This is a genomic window from Streptomyces luteolus, assembly GCF_029968015.1.
Classification (GTDB): domain Bacteria; phylum Actinomycetota; class Actinomycetes; order Streptomycetales; family Streptomycetaceae; genus Streptomyces; species Streptomyces luteolus.
The window spans coordinates 151951-174329 of sequence record NZ_JASCIS010000001.1 but is presented as its reverse complement, the minus strand read 5'-3'; the positions used below and the strand labels follow the sequence as shown (position 1 = coordinate 174329).

The following is a 22379-nucleotide window of genomic DNA, read 5'->3' as shown; positions in this document are numbered from 1 at the left end:
GGGCCGGGCCCGTACGTCGAGGTCTGGGCGACCCACAGCGACTGGCCTCCAGGTCGCGGGTGCGATGGAGACGGCCTGACCGGCCCGGCCTCTCAGTGGCGACGGCACACGAGAATGCCGCCAAGACAGTGGATCTCGAACGCCCCGTGCCGGGCGATGTGTTCCTCCAGGATGGTGCGGGCCCGCGCGATGGTGGCCTCGAAGGGCACGTCGTGCTGGTCCGCCCATGCCTGGTACGAGGCCATGTGTGCGACCACGGGTTCGGGATCGGTGACCGTGATGGTGCCGGGTAGCTCGGTCGTCTCGACGCGGTCGAACTCCTCGCCGAGGAAGGCTGGCGCTTTTTCCAGGGAGAAGCGGGCACTGAGCGAGATCCGAGCCGGCCCTCGGTCGGTCCCGAGTACATCACCGGCCGCCCGTACCCACAGCTCGTCCAGCTCGGCCTTGTCGCGGTCGCTGTTGGTGGAGGCAATCAGGAGGCCGCCGTCAGTCACTACGCGGGACAACTCGCGTACGGCCTGCGGGATGTCCAGGGCGTGGTAGAGCATGTGCATCGCGAGAGCGGCGTCGACGCCAGCCGATGTCAACGGGAGCCTCGCCACATCGGCGACCGCGACCGCGCCAGGCACGTCGGCGAGGATGCCGGGCGCGATGTCCAGGCCCAGGAGTTCCAGATCAGGTCGGTCTCGGTGCAGACGCTTGATGAACTTGCCGTTCCCGCAGCCGACATCGACGACCCGTCCGTGCGCAGCACTCAGGTGCTCCGAGACCATGCCGGGCAGGTCGTGGCGGGGCCGCTGCCACTGGTAGAGGGACTGACGGGCGGCAAGGTCCCGGTCACTGTTGTAGGCGCTCCCCGCGAGGCGGTCGCGGTCAGTCACGGCGGCGTCGTGGGTGGCGGAGAGGTCGGTCACTTCGGCAGCTCCGGTGGACGGGCAGAGGGCGAGGCGGCGAGAACGGCCATGTGCTGGAGTCGCTCGCGCAGTCGGGTGGCCTGCGCCGCTCCACCGTACTGCGGCCTGTTCAGCTCGCGGCTGAGATCAACAAGTCTCCGGACGATGCTGGCCGAGAACCGTTCCGGCGGTGCATCGAGGACGAACCCGAGCATGGCCTCGGCGCCGTCAACGTCGGCCAGGAGCAGGTGCCCCCGTGCCAGGTCGACGTGCGCGGCGAAGAGGTCGCCCACCGACTGGTCGTCGGTCTCCGCATTCCGGTAGAGGCGAACTGCCTTGTCAGCACTGGCGATTGCCTGCTGAATGTGCTCACGTCCGCCGATGGCGAGGTGCGTCGTCCCTGCGTAGGCGAACTGCTTGGCCATCGGGAAGGCGAACACCCCCGGAGCCTCGTCTGCTACCTGCTGCCGCTCGCGGGCCCGCTCCGCATCAGCCAGTGCAGCACCCGCCCCTTGTCCATCACCCGCGATGGCGAGCGCTCTTGCCTCCAAGCTGGCCAGGCGCGCTCCGATGCTGCCGCCCGCCCGGTGCTGGCGACCGGCTTGCGCCATGTGTGCCGCCTGTTCGTACCGACCGGTCCAGTAAGCGATCAACGACTCTACGGCCCGCACCCACGCGAGCAGCCCCTCATGCCCAGCAGCCTCGGCACACGCCCGAGCCGTCCGGGCATGAGTGGCCGCCGAATCGTAAAGCGCTGCCGTCGAAAGCTCCAGGCACTTCACCCGACGCAAGGCCAATGTGCCCGCGGCCCGAAGGTTCGCCGCGGAGGCTCTAACCCGGTGGGACCACGTGCAACGCCTCGACGACGTCCGCCTGTGCGTATCCGAGTTGGTGACCAATGCGCTGTTGCACGCGCCGGTCGCGGACGGGCTGATCCTCGTACGCCTCGAACTCCACAGCTCGCACGTGCTGCTTGACGTACAGGACGGCGGAGACGGCGCCCCGGCGCCACGCCCTTCCCAAGAGGCCGACGACGGCGGCCGCGGCCTCCTCCTCGTAGACGCCCTGGCCGACGACTGGGGAGTAACAGCCCGGCGTGGACCTGGCAAACGCGTCTGGGCGACGTTCCAGCACAGCATCAGTGACCGCGCCCTAGCCGAATGAAGTCCCATCCGAAGCCCGGGAGTTCCTCATGACCTTCATGCCCGTCTCGCCGAACACCGTGCTGGCCAACGCTCTCACTCATGCCGAAGACGTTCTCGCCCCACGCATCCTGGCCGCCCCGCCCGAGAAGCTGGTGCTGGTCGTCGGGACTCAGATCAACGGTGCCCCGCACATCGGCACCTCACTCGTGCAGTCCCTAGCCTTCGCAGTGGCAGCCCGCCTCCGGAACCGCTTCGGCCTGCCAGCGGAAGTCCTCTTCGGCGCCCTCGACAACGCGCCCTACGACCTGACCACGGACCCGGCAACCGGCAACCGCTACCAGCGCGCCTACTCTCAGGCCCTCGGCGAGCAGGCCCTGGCCGCCTTGGTCGACGGGCTCTACGGACCTCTGCTCGCGATGCTGTCGAGCCGCACGGGCATCCCGTTCCGCGTCGAGACGTACACCGAGCAGCAGGCCGGCGAGCACTTCCGCCGCACCTGGTTACGGCTCCTCCCTCGCATCGACGCGGCCCGGTGGTGGCTCGCCCCGTCCACGGGGACACCTCACGTGCGCGTGCCCTGCCCGAGCCCCGGATGCGGCTGGGCGGAGAAGCACGCCGAGCGCACGCAGGTCCGTCTCACCGCCCCCGAATCGGCGGTGGTCAAGGCCGTCTGCCTCCACCACGGCCCGTACGAGGCCCGCGTTACCCCGGCTGAAGGCGCCTACGTCGACCTAGCCACCCTGTACCGCAACCTCGTCAAGGAACTCGCACTCGTCGGCCCACCGCACAACGCACTGCACATCATGATCAAAGGCGGCGACTGGGTCTTCGGCTCGCACCTCGTCGACGAGGCCCACCAGGCCGTCGGCCTCACCCGCACCCAGCTCCCGGCCCGCCTCTTCTGCCCTCAGGTCGTCACGGACACCGGGGCCAAACTGTCCAAATCTCTGATCCGCGAGGGCTTGGCACCCTTGCCGGACGGCGCAGCCGACTGGATGCTCGACACCCGGCAGTGGCCCGGCTCGTTTCCCGAGTATGCCAACCGACTGCTCGCCCTGACCGAGACCCTTCTCGCCGACCCGCGCCACTTCTTCCGTTCATACTCGGCCGCGGAGATCGGCCGCATGATGACCGCCCCAGCAACCAGGAGCCTCCCCGCACCATGACCGACACCACCGCCCGAATCCGCGAACTCCACCTCTACCGCAAGTACTTCGACCTCGTAGCGGCGGGCATCAAGACCATCGAGGTGCGGGTCAAGTACCCACACCTCGAAGACCTAGCCGCCGGCGACACCATCCGCTTCCGCATCAAGGGCACCGAGGAGACCTGCGACGTCGAGGTCAAGCGGGTTGCCGAGTACCACGACTTCGAAGCCCTGCTCGACGACGAAGGCGCAGCAAACGTCAACCCGAGCGCCACGAGGCGGCAGCAGCTCGACAACATTCGCGCCATCTACCCACCCGAGAAGGAAGCCCTTGGTGTGCTGGCCATCGAGATCCAACTCTCTGCTACATGATGCGACCTGACTTGTAGCCCGCTGTCGTCCTCCAGCTTCGTCCGGACTACCGGCGGGCTGTTCCGGAGTGGGTGCGCAGGGCGGAGTCATGTTCGTTGAGGGGGGAGGCCGCTACGATTTCCCGATGGCCCGCCTGATCGACCGAGCGGCGGTGCCTCGGCCGCGCCGCACGGGAGGACCGCCTTGACGCAGCACCACCTCCGCTTCGCCCCACAGATCCTCGCCCGGCTCGGTGAAGAACTGGTCCCACATGCGGACTTGGGCATCATGGAACTCGTCCGTAACGCTTACGACGCGGACGCCACGATTTGCCGACTACGGATGAGCGAAGCCGAGCAGCCCGGCGGCACACTCATCGTTTCGGACGACGGCGATGGAATGACTGCGGAGCAGCTCGCCAGTGGATTTCTCCTCATAGGAAAGTCCGGAAAGTCTTCGGACACCCACACCCGTACCGGTCGGCGAAAGGTGGGCGAGAAGGGATTGGGAAGAATTGCCGCCCTACGCCTCGGCACCAACGTCACCGTGCGCACGCGCTCCAAAGAAGACCCTGACACCGAGCATTCGCTGACCATTGACTGGAATCGAATCGACGCGTCTGAGGCGGTAGAAGACGTCCCTCTGGCAATCAGGAGCAAAAAGCGCAAGGGGGAGACCGGCACGACCATCGAGATGACAGGGCTCCGCCAGGGAATCGCCCAACAGGACGCCGACCGTCTGGCACGGTCGGTGCTCATGCTCACGGGCCCCTTCGCTGATGGCTCGGCGTTCCGAGTGACCTGTGATTCCCCAGAGTTCGAGAACCTATCCAGGGTGATCACTGCAGATCTGCTCCAGTGGGTCGAGTTTCGCCTCGTGGCCGAGGTGGACAAGTACGGAAAGGCTTCCGCGACCCTTTACAACTGGCGTGGTGAAGTCATCAAGTCGGCGGGGCACGACGACGTGGCGCGGAAGCGCCAAGGGCGCGGCAACCGCGACGCACCTCTGACGTTTTCCGCGCCGCCAGCCGCGTTCGAGATGTGGATGTTCAATCTCAACCCAGGGGCTTCCAAAGAGGTTCGGTTCGCGCAGCAGCCCACAGCGGAGATCAAGGAGTGGCTCAAGCAGGTGGGAGGGGTTCATCTCTACCATCGGGAGCTCCGCGTACAGCCCTACGGAGACATGGGGAACGACTGGCTGGTCATCAACCTAAGGCGTGCAGCGAGCCCCGAGGGTCGCGCCTCCACGAACAACTCCGTTGGCCGTATTCAGGTGGAGGACCCTGACGAGCTCCTCCAGCCCAAGACGGACCGTAGCGGCTTCGTCGACAACGTCCAGTTCCTCGAACTGCAGGAATTTGCAAAGCGCGCCCTGGACTGGTCGGCGGAGCAGCGGCTTGAATTGCGGGAGCAGCGTCGCATTGGCGCTACACCTAAGGCGCGAGACCGGGTAAAGGAAGCCGAGAAGCAGTTCCGCAACCTGTTGGATGCCATCAGCCCGAAGGACCCCGAAACGCCGACTCTGGACGGAGCCGCCGATTCCGCGGTATTGGAGTCCTTCACAGCCGGAGCCTCCGAGGTATTCGACTCTCAACGTCAGGAAATTGAAGCGCTCCGCGAAGACCTCCTCTTGTACCGGACCCTGGCCACGGTCGGCACCAGCACCGCAGTCTTCGCGCACGAGGCGATGAAGCCTGCAGCCCGCATCATTAACGAGGTCAAGACAGTCAGCCGCCGGGTCAAGCAGCGGGTCTCGGAGGACGAATACAAAGAAAGGTTCCACTCGTCGGTCGAGAACTCGATCGACAGCGCCAAGACCCTGGAGACCTTCGCCCGTCTCCCGTTGACCCTTCTGACAAAGAACAAGCGGCAAATCACCGAAATCGACTTCGATCGGGAGTGCCCGGCGGTCGTCCGGCTTTTCTCCCGCTACCTCGATGAGCGCGGAATCCAAGTCGAATACGACCTTGGCGCGGAAGGCGCGATCGTCCGCAGCACCGTCGCCGACATCGAGTCGATCCTGTCCAATCTGATCGTGAACGCCGCACATGCCTTCACACGCACGGATGCCATCCGGCCCGAGCGCGCGATCCGCGTCAGAACGCGCTTGGCCGTCGAAGGAGACACAACTCGCCTGTGCCTCTGCGTCGATGACTCGGGCCCCGGAATCAAGGACATCTCGCTGAGCGCGATCTGGTTGCCAGGCAAGACGACACGCGACAACGGGACCGGCCTGGGCCTCACGATCGTCCGGGACATCGTCGCCGACCTCGGAGGCACCCAAGAGGCCCGTGAGTATGGCGAGTTGGGTGGCGCAAGTATCATGGTCTGGCTTCCGGCTCAACTCGTCGGGGCCAAGGGGCATGAGCTGGGGGTCAAGTGAGCGTACGCACGTTGACAGAGGGATCGTCGGTTGCAGTCATCGACGACGACGTCATGGACGCGAGCAGCATCACCCACCCACTCCAGGACGCGGGCTTCCGTACAGAGATGATCACCGAGTTCACATCGGGCCAGGACGCCGACGCGTTTCTCGCCTCTCTGGGCGATCGGTACGACGCCGTGGTCTGCGACCACATCCTTGGAGGGCGCAGCAACGCCCGCTTCACAGGCGCGGAGCTGGTATGCAAAGCCAACCGAAGAGCGGGCAGGCCGTTACCTGCAGTCCTCATCAGCAGCCACGTCAACACCGATCAGAACGGGGCGATTCTGCGCTGGCGTGAGGGCATCCCGAGCGTTGTCGACAAGAGTGACGCCTCCGACGCAGTGGTCGACGCGCTCCGATACACGCTGGATGAGCTGGCGGGAAACCTCGCGCGAGAACGGCGTGCCTTTGCGACTCCGATCGAAGTCCTCGCCGTTCGGTCCGAGGGAGAGGAGCCACAGGCGAAGGTGGTCGTGGTCGGCTGGAAGATCGACTCCTCCGTCTGGATGCCGTTGCGCCCCATCGAGGAGTCCACGGGTCTCCGGCCGGAAGAGCTGCCTGGCCGATGGCTTGAGGCCGAGGTGAACTGCTATGCGAAGGAAGCCTCCGACCTCTTCTATCGCAACATCATCCTCGCTCCCGATCTGCCGCAGGAGTGGCTCACCACATGACCGACCCGACCAATCCCACCGAACTGCCGCTCGGCCAGCAAGCAGAAGCAGAGTTAGGTGTCACGGTCCTGGACGTTGGGCACGGCAACTCCGCTGTTGTGCGGGATGGTTCGACCTGTGCAGTCGTCGACGCGGCCCCCGGCGACATCGTCCAGCGCGAACTGGATCGTGTCGGATGCGAACACATCGAGCACCTAATCATCTCGCATTCGGACCAGGACCACGCCGGTGGCGGCCCGCAGATCCTGCTCGATCCACTGCGCACGGTGGGAACTGCCTGGTTCAACCCAGACGCGAAGAAGAACAGCCGAATCTGGGAACGATTGATCCGAGCCGTTCACACCCGTTACAGGCGCGGTGGCTTCGGCGGTCACCAGATGTTGCACACTGAGACTACTCAGACGCTGCACTGCGGTCGGGCGAGGCTCGAAGTCTGCCACCCCAGCTTCCTGATGGCCGGCACCGGCCCGACAGAGACCTCCCCGACCTTCGGCAAACTGGACACCAACACCGTCTCTATCGTGGTCCGCGTGCACCTGCAGGAAGATCCCGCCGTCCTCCTCGCGGCCGACATGGACGCGGTGGCGCTCAGGCACATTCAGGAAAACGGCCATCAGTTGTCAGCGCCTGTCCTCGTCTTCCCTCACCACGGAGGGCTCCCAGGTAAGGCCGATCCGCAGTCCTTCGCCAAAGACCTGACGGAACTCGTGGCCCCTCGGTTGGTCATCTTCTCCATCCGGGGTGGACTGCGCCCGGCCAATCCGAATCGGGAGATCATGGCGGGCGTGCGCCTGGCGGCTCCGGACGCACACATCGCATGCACGCAGCTGTCTGTCCACTGCCACGAGGAGAAGCGACTCGTAACCGACCGACACCTGGCAGTCCTCCCAGCAGCGGGTCGCAAATCCGGCCGGTCCTGTGCGGGCAGCGTGACTGTGACACACGTCGAGGCAGGACTGCGCTTTGACCCGCCGCTGGAGACCCATCGGTCGTTCGTCGACGGCGGCACCGTGGCCAACCCGCTGTGCCGGCTCCCCATCCCCGGTCCGCGTAAGGCTTCCAGCAACGTCGGCCTGGGGGAAGCGGCTGACGGGACATAGCACGACGGCATTTGGTGATCCGATCCCAAGGCCCTTGACCCTGCTGCAGAATGACACCGCAGCCATACAGACACGTGATCCAGGACGTAATCCCTTCCGGATCAGCAGGAGGGGAACACATGAGCATTGCGGCCTACAACAAGTACGCACGTCAGCTTGAGACCTTGGTGACTGATGTGGCCTCAGGTCATTGGCGCCGCGTGGGGGACGACGTGGCCCACGCCCTCAACGGTCAGGCGTCGACGGAACTACGACGCATAGTTCCACGAGCCGACCGCCGTGCCACCGGATCCTTCTTCACGACCGGCAGAGTCCGGCAATCGTACGCGGGACTGCTTACGCGCAGCACGCCATCCGGACGGACACCAGTGATCTGGGACCCAACCTGCGGCGGCGGAGACCTACTCATCACCGGCACGGCACAGTTCCCGCTGGGGGCAACACCAGCGGAGACGCTCACCCTTTGGAATCGCCGGGTGAGAGGCCACGACCTTCACGATCCCTTTGTGACGGTGGCGCGCATGCGGCTGGTCCTGGCCGTGCTGGAACGTCATCGGGCTGTTGGGTCCGATGCCCCGCTCTTGGAACACCGGTGGCGCACCGCCTTCCCGCAGGTACAGGTTGGCGACGGTCTACAGGCGTTGCGCGAAGCATCCGGAGGCCGTGGCTTTGGAGGCCGACTGCTTCTGAATCCCCCCTACGGCATGGATGCGGCACTCTCCGGCTGTACGTGGTCGACGGGCAGGACATCCTTGGCTGCGACGTTCACCGCTCAGGCGTCTGCCGCGATGGCTCCGGGCGGCAGGCTCTTCGCCGTACTGCCCGACGTACTTCGCAGCGGAAGCCGCTACCGGGCCTGGCGAGACCAGCTCTCCGAGCGGCTGGAATTGACGGAGATACGCCCGCATGGCCTCTTCGACGATCACACCGACGTAGATGTCTTCCTACTCTCCGCCATACGCAGGTCAGGCGGCCACCCCGGCGCTGTCGCCTGGTGGCCGCCGTCGGCCATCACCACGGACAGCGCCATAGGTGACCATTTCCGTGTTGGAGTCGGCCCTGTCGTGGACAACCGAGACCCTCACTACGGACCAGAGGTTCCCTATCTCACGGCGAAGGAGCTGCCGGGCCAAGGCGAGACGGGGCTTCCATCTCGCAGGCGCCGCTTCGGTGGACGTTTGCTTGATCCCCCCTTCGTAGTCATGCGCCGTACGTCCCGGCCAGGGCAAGGAGCCAAAGGAGGCGCCCGTGGAACAGGGGTACTCATTCAAGGCGATCGGCCAGTCGCCGTGGACAACCACCTGATCGTGGCGGAGCCGCTGACAGGCGGCGTGGGACGCTGTCGGGAGCTGCTGGAGGTGTTGGACGGACCGAAGGTCGTCCACTGGCTCGATGAACGGATTCGCTGCCGCCACCTGACCGTCACCGTCGTCCGGTCACTCCCTTGGGGCTGACCTGCGCAGGGTGAAAGACAACCAGGCCGGACCGGATGATCGGGGACGCCGTGAATGGGAGACGACAGCGATGACAGGGCCGTGATCACGGAGATCACTCCAGGCCAACATCAGTCCGCGCACAGTCCGCAAGACGCGCACTCAAGACCGTCGCACCCCATCGCCACCAATCGCCAAAAGGCCAGGTCAGCGACCCACAAGGAAGATCCCTGCTGGTCACCGACCCAGCCCATTACTTGGAGACGAAGAAGGCCTGACCTTCGCGTTTCGTCACGCATCGCGTCACACAGAACACCCGGCATCCGCGCGGAGCCGGGTGTTCTGCGTTGTCCGGACCCTGCGGTCCGCCGTCAACCCACCAGGCGGTTGGCGAACGTCGACATCGTGTACGTGCCGATGCCGAGGACGACCTCCAGGGCGTTGCGGCGAGTGTGGCCGTGGGCGAGGAAGTCCGAGAGCTCCGCCTCGGAGACCGCGCCGGCCGAGGCCAGTACGGCGAGAGTGAACCGGCGTACGGATTCGAGGCGTTCGTCGTCGAGCGGGCGCTGCCCGCACAGGGCGTCGACCATCCCCTGCGGGGCGCCGAGCGCGGCCAGCTTCGCGGTGTGCATGGCCACGCAGACCTGACAGTCGTTGCGTACGGCGACGGCCATGATGACAGTCTCCCGGGCCTTCGGGTCGAGCGTGGACTGCTCGAACGCGCTGCTCAACCGACGGAATCCGTCGAGGAGTTGGGGTGACTCGGCGAGGCGGCGCGCCACGGGCGGGACGTGTCCGAGGTTGCGCTCGATCCGGTGCAGGGCCCGCCGGGAGCCGACCGGCGCGGACTCGATGGTGTGCTCCACGAACGCGACGTCAGGTGACGCGAATTCCATGACTTCCCCCTAGAATCGACAACGTGGTTGACGAAAATAAAGTAAAACAGGTTGTCGATCCTGGCAAGCGCGACGGAGGCGGGCCCCCGGGGTTCGAGCTGCCGCTGCTGCTCTTCGCCGGCTTCCGCACGCTCATAGACAAGCTGCACGCCGAACTCGCCCGCCAGGGCCACCCCGGCATCCGTCCCGCTCACGGCTTCGCCCTGCAGGCCATCGGGCTCGGGCCGGACGCGGCGAGCACCAGCGAGGTCGGCCGGCGCCTCGGCGTGAGCAAGCAGGCAGCCGGCAAGACCGTCGACCGACTGGTCGAACTCGGCTACGCGGAACGCGCCGACGACCCCGCCGACGCACGCCGCAAGCTGGTCCGCCTCACCTCGCGCGGCCGCGATGCCCTGGCCCGCTCCGCGGCGATCTTCGACGAGCTGCGCGCGGACTGGGCCGCGACCCTCGGCGAGCGCCGCCTCGGCGAACTGGAGGGCGCTCTGCGCCAGGTCACCCCGGCCGACTCCTTCGGCTTGGACGCCTCGGCCTGGCTGCGCGGGTAGGCGGAGTGGTTCCGGGCGGCGCGGGATGTACGTGTGCCATGCAGATATCGTGGCCCGTCCGCTGCCCGCACCTTGCAGGAGAACGATGAGCCCCCGCGACCCCCGCCCCCGCCTCCTCTACGTCACCGATCTCGCGTACGAGGCGCGGGGGCGGCGGTACTGCGACGAGGACATCTTTCTGAGTTCGCGGCTGCGTGCCGGCTTCGGGTTCGAGGTGGCGCTCTGCCATCCCGTGGACGCCGCCGCGCTCATGGGCTCCTTCGATCTCGTGGTCGTACGCAACAGCGGGCCCGTCCTCAACTACGCCGACGCGTATGAGGAGTTCAGGAGGAGCGCGCTCGCCTCCGGGGCCGTCGTCCACAACCCGCTGACCGGCCGGGGCGACATGGCGGGCAAGCAGTACCTGCTCGACCTCACCGCCGCCGGGTTCCCGGTGATCCCGACCGTCGACCGGGCCGCGCACCTCGACCGGCTGCCCGCCGCGGCCGAGTACGTCGTGAAGCCCGCGCTCGGGGCGGACTCCATCGGCCTGCGGGTCGTCCCGCGCGCCGAGCTCTCCCGGGCCCTCAACGACAGCGGCTCGGGGCTGCTCGTCCAGCCGCGGATCCCGTTCTCGTACGAGGTGTCCTTCTACTTCGTCGACGACGAGATCCAGTACGCCCTGCGCACCCCCGACAGCGGCGAGCGCTGGCAGCTTCGGTCGTACGAACCCACCTCCGCCGACCTGGAGTTCGCGCGGCGGTTCATCGCGTGGAACACCCTCGACCACGGCATCCAGCGCGTCGACGCCTGCCGTGCTCCCGGCGGCGAGCTGCTGCTCGTGGAGCTGGAGGACCTCAATCCGTATCTCTCGCTCGATCTGGCGGCGCCCAAGGTGCGGGAGGCGTTCGTGGCGCGGATGGCGCGGTCGCTGCGGGAGTGTCTGGCGGCGGCCGGGGCGGCCGGCACACGCTGATCAGTCCGCGTCCCGCTCCCCCAGTCGCGCCGCACGCGCGCGTAGGTAGCGCATCTCGGGGGCGCTGAGCGTGCGGCGGGCCGCGAGCGCGAAGGCGTCGCGCGCGCCCTCCCGGTCGCCCGCGCGCTCCAGGAGGTGGGCGCGCACGGCGTGCAGCCGGTGGTGGTCGCGCAACGCGCCCGCCAGCGCGTCGAGTTCCCGCAGCCCCGCGTCCGGGCCGTGCACCATCGCGACGGCGACCGTGCGGCCGAGCCGGGCCATCGGCTCCGGGGCGCGCCGCACGAGGAGTTCGTAGAGGGCGAGGATCTGCGGCCAGTCCGTGGCGTCGGCGCGCTCCGCCTCGTCGTGCAACGCGGCGATCGCGGCCTGCAACTGGTAGGCCCCGACCGGCGGTTGGGCCAGGGCCTCCTCGACAAGGCGCAGGCCTTCGGCGATCGCCGCACGATCCCAGCGCGTACGGTCCTGCTCGTCCAGCGGGACCAGCTCTCCGTGCGGCCCGGTGCGCGCCGGTGTGCGCGCTTCCGTGAGCAGCATCAGCGCGAGCAGCCCGGTCACCGCGCCGTCCGTGGGCAGCAGCCGACGCACCGCCCTGGTCAGCCGGATCGCCTCGCGCGCGAGGTCCGCGCGGTGCAGGTCGGCGCCCGAGGTGGCCGTGTAGCCCTCGTTGAAGATCAGGTAGAGCACCTGCAGCACGGCCGCGAGCCGCTCGTCCCGGTCCGCGCCGCTCGGCTGCCGGAACCGTACGCCCCTGACCTTCTGCTTCGCCCGGCTGATGCGCTGAGCCATGGTCGCCTCGGGCACCAGATGCGCGCGGGCGATCTCGGCCGTGGTGAGCCCGCCGACGGCCCGCAGGGTCAGCGCGACCTGTGCGGGCGGGGTGAGTTCGGGGTGGCAGCAGAGGAAGAGCAGGGTGAGCGTGTCGTCCTCGGACGGCGCGCGGCTCTCACCGGGCGCCGGCGCGGTGAAGGCGTCGCGGGGCGTGAGCGCGGCGGCGGTCTCCTCCCGGCGGCGGCGCGCCTCCTCGCTGCGCAACAGGTCCGTGAGGCGCCGGGACGCGACCCGGATCAGCCAGCCGCGCGGGTTGTCGGGCGCCCCCTGTCGCGGCCACTGCTCGGCGGCGGCGAGCAGCGCTTCCTGTACGGCCTCCTCGGCGAGGTCGAAGTGCCCGTACCGCCGTACGAGCGCGCCGAGGACCTGCGGCGTGTGTCCACGCAGCAGGTCCTCGACGGTTGCGTTCGACGGCAGGCCCGGCATGCGCGGCTCCCCGTTCTGCGACTGGCCGTTCTGCGGCCGTTCTGCGACTGGCCGTTCTGCGGCCGTTCTGCGACTGGCCGTCTGCGACTGGCCGTTCTGCGACTGGCCGTTGAGGGGCCGCTCGGGCGGAGGGCGGCTCAGCCCTCGGCGCCCTGGATCGGCCTGATGACCACGGGGTACTCCGGGGCGCCCTCCGGCTGGGGGCACTCCATGATCCGGTTGGCGATCTCGGTGACCCGCTCCAGGCTCTCGCAGTCGAGCACCCAGTACCCGGCGAGCACCTCCTTCGTCTCCCCGTACGGACCGTCGGTGACGACCGGACGGCCGTCCTTGTCCCTGCCGACGTACCGCGTCTGCGCCGGTTCCGTGAGCCCCTGCCCGTCGACCATCTCGCCGGACTCGGCGAGGTCGTTGTTGAGGTTCTCCATGAACGAGAACATTGCCTGCAGGTCCTTCTCGCTCCAGGCCGGGCTGTGCTCGTTCGGCTTGCCGCTCATGGCCTGGTAGTCGGCCTGCGATCCCTGCACCATCACCAGGTACTTCATGGTCCACTCCTTGCTCGGGCCCCTGTGGGGCGACTGTCACAGGGGACGTCGGAGCGTCCCGGCCGTTCTCGACAGCTTCCGCCGAAGTTTGTCGTCCGAGTTTTCGCGGTCCTGAGCGGCGTACGTTGTTCCGCGGCCCCGAGCGGCGTACGTTCCGCTTGGCTCCGGGCAGGACGTGGCGGCCGAGTCAGCCGCTTGGCTCCGGGCAGGACATGGCGGCCGAGTCACCGCCCGGCCCGCCGGTGCCGTCGGGCTCACGAATGGCTCAGCCTGTCGAGGGGCTCGCTCTGTCGAGGGGCTCGCTGCGGCTCGGCTTCCCGTGCGACGTGGACTTCGCGTCCCCACCGCCGCCCTGGTCCACGCACGCGGCGCATCCCTCGTGGTGGCACGGGCCCGGACCCCAGCTCGGGACATACGCCCCGAGCACCTTGCGGCGCTTGACGACCGTCTCCACCGGCTGCTTGCACGCCGGGCAGACATGCTCGGCGCGGCGCGGTGCGGCCTGGTCCTGTTCCTTGGCCATACGTCCAGGTTATGCCCGTTCGTCACCCCCGACCAGCCGTTCGCCGACGCCGCGCGAACGCCCTACCTCTGCCTGCTGTACGTGGTGATCACGTTCCCGCCGCTGAAGGACTTCACCGACTCCAGGGCGAACTCCCTGATCGCGAACCCGGCCGTGGCCAGCGGCATGCCCGACCCCAGGAGGCAGGGATACGTCTTGATCACCAACTCGTCGATCTCGTCGACGAGTTGACCCGCCAGATCGGCACCTCCACAGAGCCAGATGCCGAGCCCGTCCTGCCGCTTGAGCTCCCGCACCTTCGCGACCATGTCACCGGAGACCAACTCCACCTCCGGCGCGGGCGCCTTCTCCATGCTGCGCGAGACGACGTACTGCTTCAGATGCCCGTACGGGCTCGTCACCCCCTGCGGCAGCCCCACGTCATAGGTGCCGCGCCCCATCAGGACCGCGTCGAACCGCTGGTTCGGCCGGTCGTCGATCCCGAAGTGCTGCCGCGCGAACGTGGGCATCATCTCGGGCAGCTCCTCGAATCCGTACGCCAGATACTCCTCATCCACGTATTTCGTGAAGAACTCCGCCTCGCCGCTCTCGTCGCCGATGAATCCGTCGATCGACGTGGCGATCAGGTACGTGAGCTTGCGCATGGTGCCCCCTTGATTCCCGTCGCAGCACTGCACCTATACTGCTTCACTTGCAGTGGTTAAGCAAGCCTTCCGCTCCTAGCCCCTCACCCTTCGCCCCTCACCTTTCATCCCTCACCTTTCATCCCTCACCTTTCATCCCTCACCCTTCGCCCCTCGGCTCCCGCCACATCGGGAACATCCGTGGCCCGTCCGGGAGTTGGACCGCCGTGCCCATGAAGGCGAAGCCCAGCCGCTCGTACAGCCCTCGGCTGCGCTCGCTGCTCGCCTCCAGATACGCGGGCCTGCCCGTACGGTCGCAGCGCTCCAGGACCGACGTGATCAGTGCCGTGCCGAGCCCCTCCCCCTGCCTTTCCGGAGTCGCCGCGATCAGGAGCAGGTAGTCGTGCGCCCGGTCGTGCGGATGCACGGCACCGGTCAACCGCCCGACCAGCTCGGCCCGTTCGTTCTCCGGGTCGGCGATCTCCCGCATACGGGCGGGGGTGTCGTCCTCTTCCTCCGGCTCCCCGGCCGGCACAGGGAGCCAGAGCGCGGCCGCGGCTCCGTCCTCCGTGACGTCGACCCAGCCCTCGCTCAGGGCCACGTCGAGGAAGACCCCCATGAACGTGCCGTGCACTTTGCCGCGGTGCGTCTCGTCGGGGAAGACCCAACTGCTCACCGGGTCGTACTGGAACGCTTCGTCGAGCAACCGCACCAGGCGCTCCCTGTCGTCCTCGCCCGCCCTGCGGATCTCCACGCCCATCTGGTCTACTCCCCCAACCGCCGGTGTCTGTCGAGCAGTTGCAGCGTAGATGCGTCTCCCTGGCGGTGGGGGGAGCGGCGACCACTCTGACGCGAACCGGCCACCCCGGGCCGCCGCCAGTCCCGGTTCTGCTCCGTACACCTCGACCGGGCCCACGCCCGTCCCCTGGCCCTTAACCGCGGGTCCACGACAGTCCCGTGGGCCTCACCTCCTCCGCTCTGGCGCCGTCCGCCGCTTTGCCACCGTCCGCCACCTTGCCGCCGTCCGCCACGGCCCCGCCCCCGCCGGGCCTCCCTCCCGGCCGGGGCGAGCCTGACCTCCCTCAAGTTCCTGGCATCCCTCCTCTCACCGGTTTCTCACTGGCCTCTCTGTGGGCTCTCTGTGGTCTCTCTGTGGTCCGGCGACGCGGCTCACGACGACCGGCGGGTCACGAACTCCGCGAGTGCCAGCAGACCTCCCGCCAAATCCGGGTCCGGGACCGCTCGGGAGAGCTGGCCGACCGCCTGGGACATCCGCTCGGCGGCCTGGGCCTGGGCCCAGTCGCGGCCGCCGGCGCGGTCGATCGCATCCGCCGCGCGGCCGACGTCGGCCGGGCCCAACCCCGGGTACAGCTCCGCCAGTTCCGCCCCGGCCGCCGTGTCCGAGGTCAGAGCCGCCACCACCGGCAGCGACTTCTTCCCGGCCAGCAGATCCGCGCCCACGGGCTTGCCGGTGCGGGCCGGGTCGCCCCAGATGCCGATGACGTCGTCGATCAACTGGAAGGCGAGGCCCGCCTGCCTGCCGAAGGCGTCCATCGCCTCCACCTCATCCTGGCCCGCACCCGCGTACAGCGCCCCGACCGCACAGGCGCACCCCAGCAGCGCACCCGTCTTCGCCTCCGCCACGCCCAGGCACTCGTCCAGCGTGACCTGGTCGCAGGGCCGCTCCTCCAGGGCCGTGTCGACGTGCTGGCCCTCGCAGAGCTCGACGACGCACGCGGCAAGGCGTGCGGCCGCCGCCCCCGCTGCGGGGTGCTGGTCGTCGGCGAGCACCCGCAGGGCGAGCGCCTGCAGGGCGTCACCGGCGAGGATCGCGTCGGCGTCACCGAACACCGTCCACGCGGTGGGGCGGTGTCTGCGGGTGCTGTCGCGGTCGATGACGTCGTCGTGCAGCAGCGTGAAGTTGTGGACCAACTCCACTGCCGCGGCCGCCTTCACGACCGCCGTCGGCGAGCCGCCGAGGGCACGCGCCGCAGCCAGCACGAGCCCCGGACGGATCGCCTTGCCGCTCCGCCCCGCCGCGGGCCTGCCGTCCGCGTGCTCCCACCCGAAGTGGTACGTCACGACCCGCCGCATCGTCCCGGGCAGCGAGTCGACCGCCCTGCGCAGCTCGGGCTCGACGGCCTCCCGGGTGCGGTCGAGGAGTACCGCAGCTTCCTGCCCGTCGGCGCCCGAGTCCCCGGCGGCGCCCCCGGCCCGCTCGTCGTGGACACCCGCTCGCGCCGGGGGAACAACGCCTCGTACCTCGCCGGCGGTGCGGGGCGCCTCGCCCACCGCCAGCATCCGCTCGCTCACGGCCGGCGCCCGATCTCGACGTTCTCCAGGATGCCCAGCGCGTCGGGCACCAGGACGGCCGCCGAGTAGTAGGCCGTCACGAGATAGGACATGATCGCCTGCTCGTTGATACCCATGAAGCGCACCGACAGGCTCGGCTCGATCTCGTCCGGGATGCCGGACTGCCGCAGCCCGATGACGCCCGCGTCCTCCTCGCCCGTACGCATACAGATGATCGACGTCGTACGGGCCTCGCTGATCGGGATCTTGTCGCACGGGAAGATCGGCACGCCCCGCCAGGACGGCACCCGCCGACCGTCCACCTCGACGCTCTCCGGGTACAGGCCGCGCTTGTTGCACTCACGGCCGAAGGCGGCGATGGCACGCGGGTGGGCGAGGAACAGCTTGGACCCTCGGCGGCGGCTGAGCAGCTCGTCCATGTCGTCGGGGCTCGGCGCCCCGTCGTGGGGCTGCAGGCGCTGGTCGTACTCGCAGTTGTTGAGGAGGCCGAACTCCCTGTTGTTGACCAGCTCGTGCTCCTGGCGCTCCTTGAGCGCCTCCACGGTGAGCCGCAGCTGCTGCTCGGTCTGGTTCATCGGCTGGTTGTAGAGGTCCGCCACACGCGTGTGGATGCGCAACACGGTCTGGGTGACGCTCAGTTCGTACTCGCGCGGGGCCGGTTCGTAGTCCACGAACGTGGTCGGGATGGCCGGTTCGCCGACGTGGCCGGCCGAGAGGTCGATTTCCTTCTCGCCGTACTTGTTGGTGCGCTGCTGCGGGATGGCCTGCACCTGCGCGAGGTGGGTGCGCAGCGACTCCGCCCGCTCCGCGACCAGTTCGACCTCCCGCCGGGGCAGGACGAGCACGGTGCAGCGCGTCACGGCCCGTGTCGTGTACTCCCAGATGGCCTCCGGGTCGATGACGCAGGCGTCCCCGAAATACGAACCGTCGGCCAGGACGCCGAGCACCGAGTCGTCGCCGTAGGGACCCGTGCCGACCTTCTCCGCGCGGCCGTGGGCGAGCAGGAAGACGCCGTCCACCTGGCTGCCGAACGAGGCGAGGGTCTCGCCCGGCGCGAACTCCAGCTGCTCGCACCGCCGGGCGAGCTCGCCGAGAACCTCCAGGTCCTCGTACGCACGCAGGGCGGGCAGCTCGCCCAGCTCGGCGGGGATCACCTGCACCTGGCCCCCGGTCTTGACGAAGGTGACACGGCCGTCGCCGACCGAGTAGCTCAACCGTCGGTTCACGCGGTACGTACCGCCCTGTACCTGCACCCAGGGCAAGCGCCTGAGGAGCCAGCGCGAGCTGATCTCCTGCATCTGGGGCGTGGACTTCGTGGTGGTGGCCAGATTCCGCGCAGCGCCGGTCGCCAGGCTCTGCTGAGCCTGGGCCTGCTCCGTGCGGATCTCTTCGCCTACCGACATGTATGTGCCCTCTCCATCAGTCTTGACCTGCGCCGGGCAGATGTCGTCCGGTGCACTCAACCAGCCTTCCAGCACGCAGAGTTGTCACGCCATCACACAAACGAGCGGGAATGGATCACTCATTGACGGGGCACGTGCACGAAATCCCCAGTTCCGCTTCGGCGCCCGGCGCTCGAGCCCTTGGCCCTTGGCCCTCGGCCCTCGACTCTCGGCCCGCGACCCTCGAACCACCGACAGCAGGAACTCGAAGATCGAGCCGTCCGTTCAACTCCACAGAACCCACCGCACCATCGGCACCACGACAGGAGACGAGCCATGGCAGGCTTCCTGGACCGCGCCAAGGAGCAGGCGCAGCGCGGCATCACGCAGGGCAAGCAGAAGCTCGACGAGGCCCAGGCACAGCGCGCGGGCGCAGACCTCCTGAAGAAGCTGGGCGCCGCGTACTACGCGGAGCGGAACGGCAGCGGCGACCCGCGGGCGACGCTGCAGGCGCTCCAAGCGGTGGAGGCCCACATCGCGGCACACGGCGACGGCATCCTCCGCGGCTGAACTCCGCGGCCGACGGCTGCGACTGAACTCCCTCGGCGACCCGCGCCGCTCCGTTCCGACCTGCCCGGTTCCGACCCACTCCGTTCCGACCAGCCACGTGACTGGCGACGCGACCGGAGACGCGACCAGCCACGTCCGTGTCCGGATCGAGTCGCACACCGCGTCGAAAGCGCCCGAACTACTGGCCCCCGTACCGACGTTCCGGTACAAGCAGGACAAGAGGCGGTGCGCATTCGGCCGCCGCCGCGGTCCATGACGGAGGAGTCATGTCCGACCCCATGTCCGCGGGAAGCTTTCTCGACGCCCTCAAGGACGAAGGGCTCACGGTCGTCGAAGTGCGCGAGTGGCGCACGCACAACCGCAACCACAAGGGGCCGTGGGGCCCGGTCCACGGCGTGATGATCCATCACACGGCGACCACCGGCAGCGCCGAGACCGTCCGCCTCTGCTACGACGGCCACGCCTCGCTCCCCGGTCCGCTCTGCCACGGCGTGATCACCAAGGACGGCAGAGTCCACCTGGTGGGCAACGGCCGCGCCAACCACGCCGGCCTCGGTGACGACGACGTGCTGCGCGCCGTCATCGCCGAACGCCGCCTGCCGCACGACAACGAGGCGAACACCGACGGCAACCGCTACTTCTACGGCTTCGAGTGCGAGAACCGCGGCGACGGCGAGGACCCCTGGCCCGCGGCCCAGCTGGAGGCCATCGAGAAGGCGACCGCGGCGATCTGCCGTCACTACGGCTGGAACGAGCGGTCCGTGATCGGGCACCTGGAGTGGCAGCCGGGCAAGATCGATCCGTGCGGCTTCGCCATGGACACCATGCGGCAGCGCATCGCCGAACGCCTCAAGTAACCGGCACGCGCGCGTACGACCCGCCACACGGCTCCTCCCCCGGCACGCTCGCGTACGTACGACCCGCCCGGGCGGCACGCGCCGCCCACCGCCCCGCACGCGCGCGTGCGGCCTACGCGGCGACAATGACGGCGTGAACGCTCCCGACCGCCCCGACGACCAGCCCGACCGGGCCGACCAGTCCGACCGGGCCGACCTGACCGCTCGGCCCGACCAGCCCGACCAGCCCGACCAGCCCAACCTGACCCGACTGCGGCCCAGGCTCCCCTCGCCGCTGCACGGGCTCGACGACGAGCGCTTCACCCGCCACGGCGTCCGCCTGCTCCTCAAGCGCGACGACCTGATCCACCCCGACCTGCCCGGCAACAAGTGGCGCAAGCTCGCCCCGAACCTGCGGGCCGCCGCCGGACGCCCCGTCCTGACCTTCGGCGGCGCCTACTCCAACCATCTGCGGGCCACCGCCGCCGCGGGCCGCCTCCTCGGCTTCGACACCATCGGCGTGGTTCGCGGCGACGAACTGGCCCACCGCCCCCTCAATCCGTCCCTCGCGCGGTGCGTGGCCGACGGGATGCGGCTGCACTTCATCGACAGGTCGACGTATCGCCACAAGAGCGAGCCGCACGTCCTCGCCCCCCTCCTGACCACGGCCGGCGTGGACCCGCGGCAGGTCCACGTCGTCCCCGAGGGCGGCTCCAACTCCCTTGCCGTACAAGGCTGCACCGAGCTCGGCGCCGAGCTGCGCGAGGTGGCCGACGTGGTGGCCGTCGCCTGCGGCACCGGCGGCACCCTCGCCGGGCTCGCGGCCGGACTCGCCCCTGCTCAGCGGGCGATCGGCGTACCCGTACTGAAGGGCGGCTTCCTCACCGCCGAGGTGGAGCGGCTGCAGCGCGAGGCGTTCGGCGAGCGCACCGGCGAGTGGCACCTGGAGGACCGCTTCCACTGCGGTGGATACGCGCGTACGACCCCCGAACTCGACGCCTTCGCCGAGGACTTCGAGCGGCGCCACGGCCTGCCGCTCGAACGTCACTATGTCGCCAAGTTGCTTTACGCCCTGGTCACCCTCACAGAAGAGGGCACCTTTCCGCCCGGCACCCGGCTGGTCGCGGTGATCACCGGGCGCCCCTGGGAAGCGGCTCAGCCCGCCTCTTCCCGATAGGCCGCCGCTTCTTCGAGGTCGAGCCGGCGCAGCAGCGTCCGCAGCATCTCGTCGTCGATCCGCCGCTGGTCCCGTAGCTGTACGAAGACGGCGCGCTCGGCGGCGAGGGTCTCGCGGGAGAGCCTGCGGTACGTGTCGTCTGCGGACTCTCCGGTGACCGGGTTGGTGGTGCCGAGGCGCTCCCACACAGCGTTGCGGCGGCGCTCCAGGACCGTGCGCAGGCGGTCGGCGAGCGGCTGCGGCAGGGCGTTGCGCTCGTCGGCGAGCAGTTCCTCCAGGCGTTCCTCGGCCGCCCGCGAGGCCTCGCTCTGCGCCTGCGCCTCGGCGAGCGTCGCGGCCTGCTCGTCCCGGCCCGGCACCCGCAGGACCCGGATAAGCCCGGGCAGCGTCAGGCCCTGCACGACCAGCGTCCCGATGACCGTGGTGAAGGTCAGAAACAGCACCAGATTGCGGCCGGGGAACGGCTCCCCGTCGTCCAGCGTGAGCGGGATGGAGAACGCGATCGCGAGGGACACCACACCGCGCATGCCGGCCCAGCCCACGATGAGCGGCCCGGTCCAGGTCGGGTTGGTCTCCCGCTCCCTGATCCGCCGCGAGAGCCGCGGCAGGAACGTGGCCGGATAGACCCACACGAACCGCGCCGCGACGACCACGAGGAACACGGCCATCGCGTACCAGAGCGCCTGCGAGCCCTCGTACTCGCCGAGATCCCTGAGCACGACGGGCAGTTGAAGGCCGATGAGGGCGAAGACGGTGGATTCCAGGATGAACGCCACCATCTTCCAGACCGCCGCTTCCTGGAGTCTGGTCGCGAAGTCGACCTGCCAGGACCGGTGCCCCAGATAGAGCGCGACGACCACGACCGCGAGCACCCCGGAGGCGTGCACCTCTTCGGCGGCCGCGTAGGCGACGAACGGGATGAGCAGCGACAACGTGTTCTGCAGCAGCGCCTCTTTGAGGTGCGTACGCAGCCAGTGCAGCGGCACCATCAGGACCAGGCCGACCCCCACGCCGCCGAGCGCCGCGACCGCGAACTCCGCGATGCCGCCCGCCCAGCTCGCGCCCTCGCCGACGGCCGCGGCGAGCGCCACCTTGTAGGCGGTGATCGCGGTGGCGTCGTTCACCAGGGACTCGCCCTGGAGGATCGTCGTGATCCGCGAGGGCAGGCCGACCCGGCGCGCGATGGCCGTCGCCGCGACCGCGTCCGGTGGCGCGATCACCGCACCGAGCACGAGCGCGGCGGTCAGCGGCAGATCAGGCACGAGCAGATGCACCGCATAACCCACCACGAGCGTCGCGAACAGCACATAACCCACCGAAAGCAGCGCCACCGGACGCCAGTTGGCCCGCAGATCGAGGTACGAGCTCTCCACCCCCGCGGTGTAGAGCAGGGGCGGCAACAGCAGCGGCAGGACCACGTGCGGGTCGAGTTCGTACGGCGGCACCCCGGGGACGGACGAGACCGCGAGGCCGACGGCGACAAGCAGCAGGGGCGCGGGAACCGGCGTGCGCCGGGCCGCTCCGGCGACCGCGGCGCTGCCGGCGACCAACAACAGCAACGGCAAGACATGCATGGCTCCGGGCCCGTCCCCTTCG

At 68.9% G+C, this 22379-nt stretch carries 22 protein-coding genes and 1 pseudogene; 12 read left to right on the top strand and 11 right to left on the bottom strand.

Annotated features, from left to right (window positions below):
• Positions 1–92 precede the first annotated feature (92 nt).
• Together QIT00_RS00790 and QIT00_RS00785 are read right to left on the bottom strand one after the other, a co-directional pair.
• Complete coding sequence (locus QIT00_RS00790; protein ID WP_282533032.1) at positions 93–914, bottom strand: class I SAM-dependent methyltransferase; 822 nt, start codon at positions 912–914, stop codon at positions 93–95.
• A complete protein-coding gene (locus QIT00_RS00785; protein WP_282533031.1) occupies positions 911–1504 on the bottom strand; it encodes a hypothetical protein in 594 nt (197 codons plus the stop codon). The genes QIT00_RS00790 and QIT00_RS00785 overlap by 4 nt, the downstream gene beginning before the upstream one ends.
• Before the next feature lie 181 nt (positions 1505–1685).
• On the opposite strand from QIT00_RS00785, the pseudogene QIT00_RS00780 reads away from it, so the two are divergent.
• The 7 genes and pseudogenes from QIT00_RS00780 to QIT00_RS00750 all read left to right on the top strand — a co-directional run.
• Positions 1686–2057, top strand: a pseudogene (locus QIT00_RS00780) (ATP-binding protein); the annotation flags it as partial.
• Positions 2058–2085: 28 nt separating this feature from the next.
• Positions 2086–3204, top strand: a complete 1119-nt coding sequence (locus tag QIT00_RS00775) for a hypothetical protein (protein WP_282533030.1) — start codon at positions 2086–2088, stop codon at positions 3202–3204.
• Positions 3201–3557: an ASCH domain-containing protein gene (locus QIT00_RS00770; protein ID WP_282533029.1), complete on the top strand. Its 357-nt coding sequence runs from the start codon at positions 3201–3203 to the stop codon at positions 3555–3557. The genes QIT00_RS00775 and QIT00_RS00770 overlap by 4 nt, the downstream gene beginning before the upstream one ends.
• 183 nt (positions 3558–3740) lie before the next feature.
• Positions 3741–5918 carry a sensor histidine kinase gene (locus tag QIT00_RS00765; RefSeq protein ID WP_282533028.1) on the top strand — a complete coding sequence of 726 codons (2178 nt, stop codon included), beginning with the start codon at positions 3741–3743 and terminating at the stop codon, positions 5916–5918.
• Positions 5915–6631, top strand: a complete 717-nt coding sequence (locus tag QIT00_RS00760; RefSeq protein WP_282533027.1) for a DNA-binding transcriptional response regulator — start codon at positions 5915–5917, stop codon at positions 6629–6631. The genes QIT00_RS00765 and QIT00_RS00760 overlap by 4 nt, the downstream gene beginning before the upstream one ends.
• Positions 6628–7731 (top strand): ComEC/Rec2 family competence protein, encoded by a 1104-nt coding sequence (locus QIT00_RS00755; RefSeq protein ID WP_282533026.1) that lies wholly within the window; start codon positions 6628–6630, stop codon positions 7729–7731. The genes QIT00_RS00760 and QIT00_RS00755 overlap by 4 nt, the downstream gene beginning before the upstream one ends.
• Positions 7732–9020: 1289 nt before the next feature.
• Positions 9021–9185 carry a hypothetical protein gene (locus QIT00_RS00750; RefSeq protein ID WP_282533025.1) on the top strand — a complete coding sequence of 55 codons (165 nt, stop codon included), beginning with the start codon at positions 9021–9023 and terminating at the stop codon, positions 9183–9185.
• A gap of 350 nt (positions 9186–9535) precedes the next feature.
• Here QIT00_RS00750 and QIT00_RS00745 read toward each other — a convergent pair whose 3' ends face one another.
• Positions 9536–10060, bottom strand: a complete 525-nt coding sequence (locus QIT00_RS00745) for a carboxymuconolactone decarboxylase family protein (protein ID WP_282533024.1) — start codon at positions 10058–10060, stop codon at positions 9536–9538.
• A 23-nt stretch (positions 10061–10083) separates the two neighbouring features.
• On the opposite strand from QIT00_RS00745, the gene QIT00_RS00740 reads away from it, so the two are divergent.
• Both QIT00_RS00740 and QIT00_RS00735 read left to right on the top strand, forming a co-directional pair.
• The gene (locus tag QIT00_RS00740; RefSeq protein WP_408909683.1) at positions 10084–10605 is read left to right on the top strand and encodes a MarR family winged helix-turn-helix transcriptional regulator; all 522 of its coding nucleotides are present in this window, start codon (positions 10084–10086) and stop codon (positions 10603–10605) included.
• A gap of 85 nt (positions 10606–10690) precedes the next feature.
• Positions 10691–11560 (top strand): ATP-grasp domain-containing protein, encoded by an 870-nt coding sequence (locus QIT00_RS00735; protein ID WP_282533023.1) that lies wholly within the window; start codon positions 10691–10693, stop codon positions 11558–11560.
• Here the strand turns inward: QIT00_RS00735 and QIT00_RS00730 are convergent, their stop codons facing one another.
• From QIT00_RS00730 to QIT00_RS00700, 7 genes are all read right to left on the bottom strand, one after another.
• On the bottom strand, positions 11561–12814 hold the full coding sequence (locus QIT00_RS00730) for an RNA polymerase sigma factor (protein WP_282533022.1): 1254 nt from the start codon (positions 12812–12814) through the stop codon (positions 11561–11563).
• 137 nt (positions 12815–12951) lie between these two features.
• A complete protein-coding gene (locus tag QIT00_RS00725; protein ID WP_282533021.1) occupies positions 12952–13359 on the bottom strand; it encodes a YciI family protein in 408 nt (135 codons plus the stop codon).
• 265 nt (positions 13360–13624) lie between these two features.
• On the bottom strand, positions 13625–13882 hold the full coding sequence (locus QIT00_RS00720) for a hypothetical protein (protein WP_282533020.1): 258 nt from the start codon (positions 13880–13882) through the stop codon (positions 13625–13627).
• 62 nt (positions 13883–13944) lie between these two features.
• Positions 13945–14526 (bottom strand): dihydrofolate reductase family protein, encoded by a 582-nt coding sequence (locus QIT00_RS00715; protein WP_282533019.1) that lies wholly within the window; start codon positions 14524–14526, stop codon positions 13945–13947.
• Positions 14527–14665: 139 nt separating this feature from the next.
• Positions 14666–15265, bottom strand: coding sequence for a GNAT family N-acetyltransferase (locus tag QIT00_RS00710; RefSeq protein ID WP_282533018.1), 600 nt, complete (start codon positions 15263–15265; stop codon positions 14666–14668).
• 410 nt (positions 15266–15675) lie between these two features.
• Complete coding sequence (locus QIT00_RS00705; RefSeq protein WP_408909694.1) at positions 15676–16806, bottom strand: family 2 encapsulin nanocompartment cargo protein polyprenyl transferase; 1131 nt, start codon at positions 16804–16806, stop codon at positions 15676–15678.
• Between the two features lie 8 nt (positions 16807–16814).
• Entirely contained in the window at positions 16815–18221 is a 1407-nt protein-coding gene (locus tag QIT00_RS00700; protein WP_282533016.1) for a family 2B encapsulin nanocompartment shell protein, read from the bottom strand.
• A 315-nt stretch (positions 18222–18536) separates the two neighbouring features.
• On the opposite strand from QIT00_RS00700, the gene QIT00_RS00695 reads away from it, so the two are divergent.
• The 3 genes from QIT00_RS00695 (at position 18537) to QIT00_RS00685 (ending at position 20783) form a co-directional block, all read left to right on the top strand.
• On the top strand, positions 18537–18770 hold the full coding sequence (locus QIT00_RS00695; RefSeq protein WP_282533015.1) for a hypothetical protein: 234 nt from the start codon (positions 18537–18539) through the stop codon (positions 18768–18770).
• 266 nt (positions 18771–19036) lie between these two features.
• Positions 19037–19627 carry an N-acetylmuramoyl-L-alanine amidase gene (locus QIT00_RS00690; protein WP_282533014.1) on the top strand — a complete coding sequence of 197 codons (591 nt, stop codon included), beginning with the start codon at positions 19037–19039 and terminating at the stop codon, positions 19625–19627.
• 196 nt (positions 19628–19823) lie between these two features.
• Positions 19824–20783, top strand: a complete 960-nt coding sequence (locus tag QIT00_RS00685; protein WP_282533222.1) for a 1-aminocyclopropane-1-carboxylate deaminase/D-cysteine desulfhydrase — start codon at positions 19824–19826, stop codon at positions 20781–20783.
• On the opposite strand, the gene QIT00_RS00680 is transcribed toward QIT00_RS00685, so the two are convergent.
• Positions 20762–22357, bottom strand: coding sequence for a Na+/H+ antiporter (locus QIT00_RS00680; RefSeq protein ID WP_282533013.1), 1596 nt, complete (start codon positions 22355–22357; stop codon positions 20762–20764). The genes QIT00_RS00685 and QIT00_RS00680 overlap by 22 nt on opposite strands.
• Positions 22358–22379 lie beyond the last annotated feature (22 nt).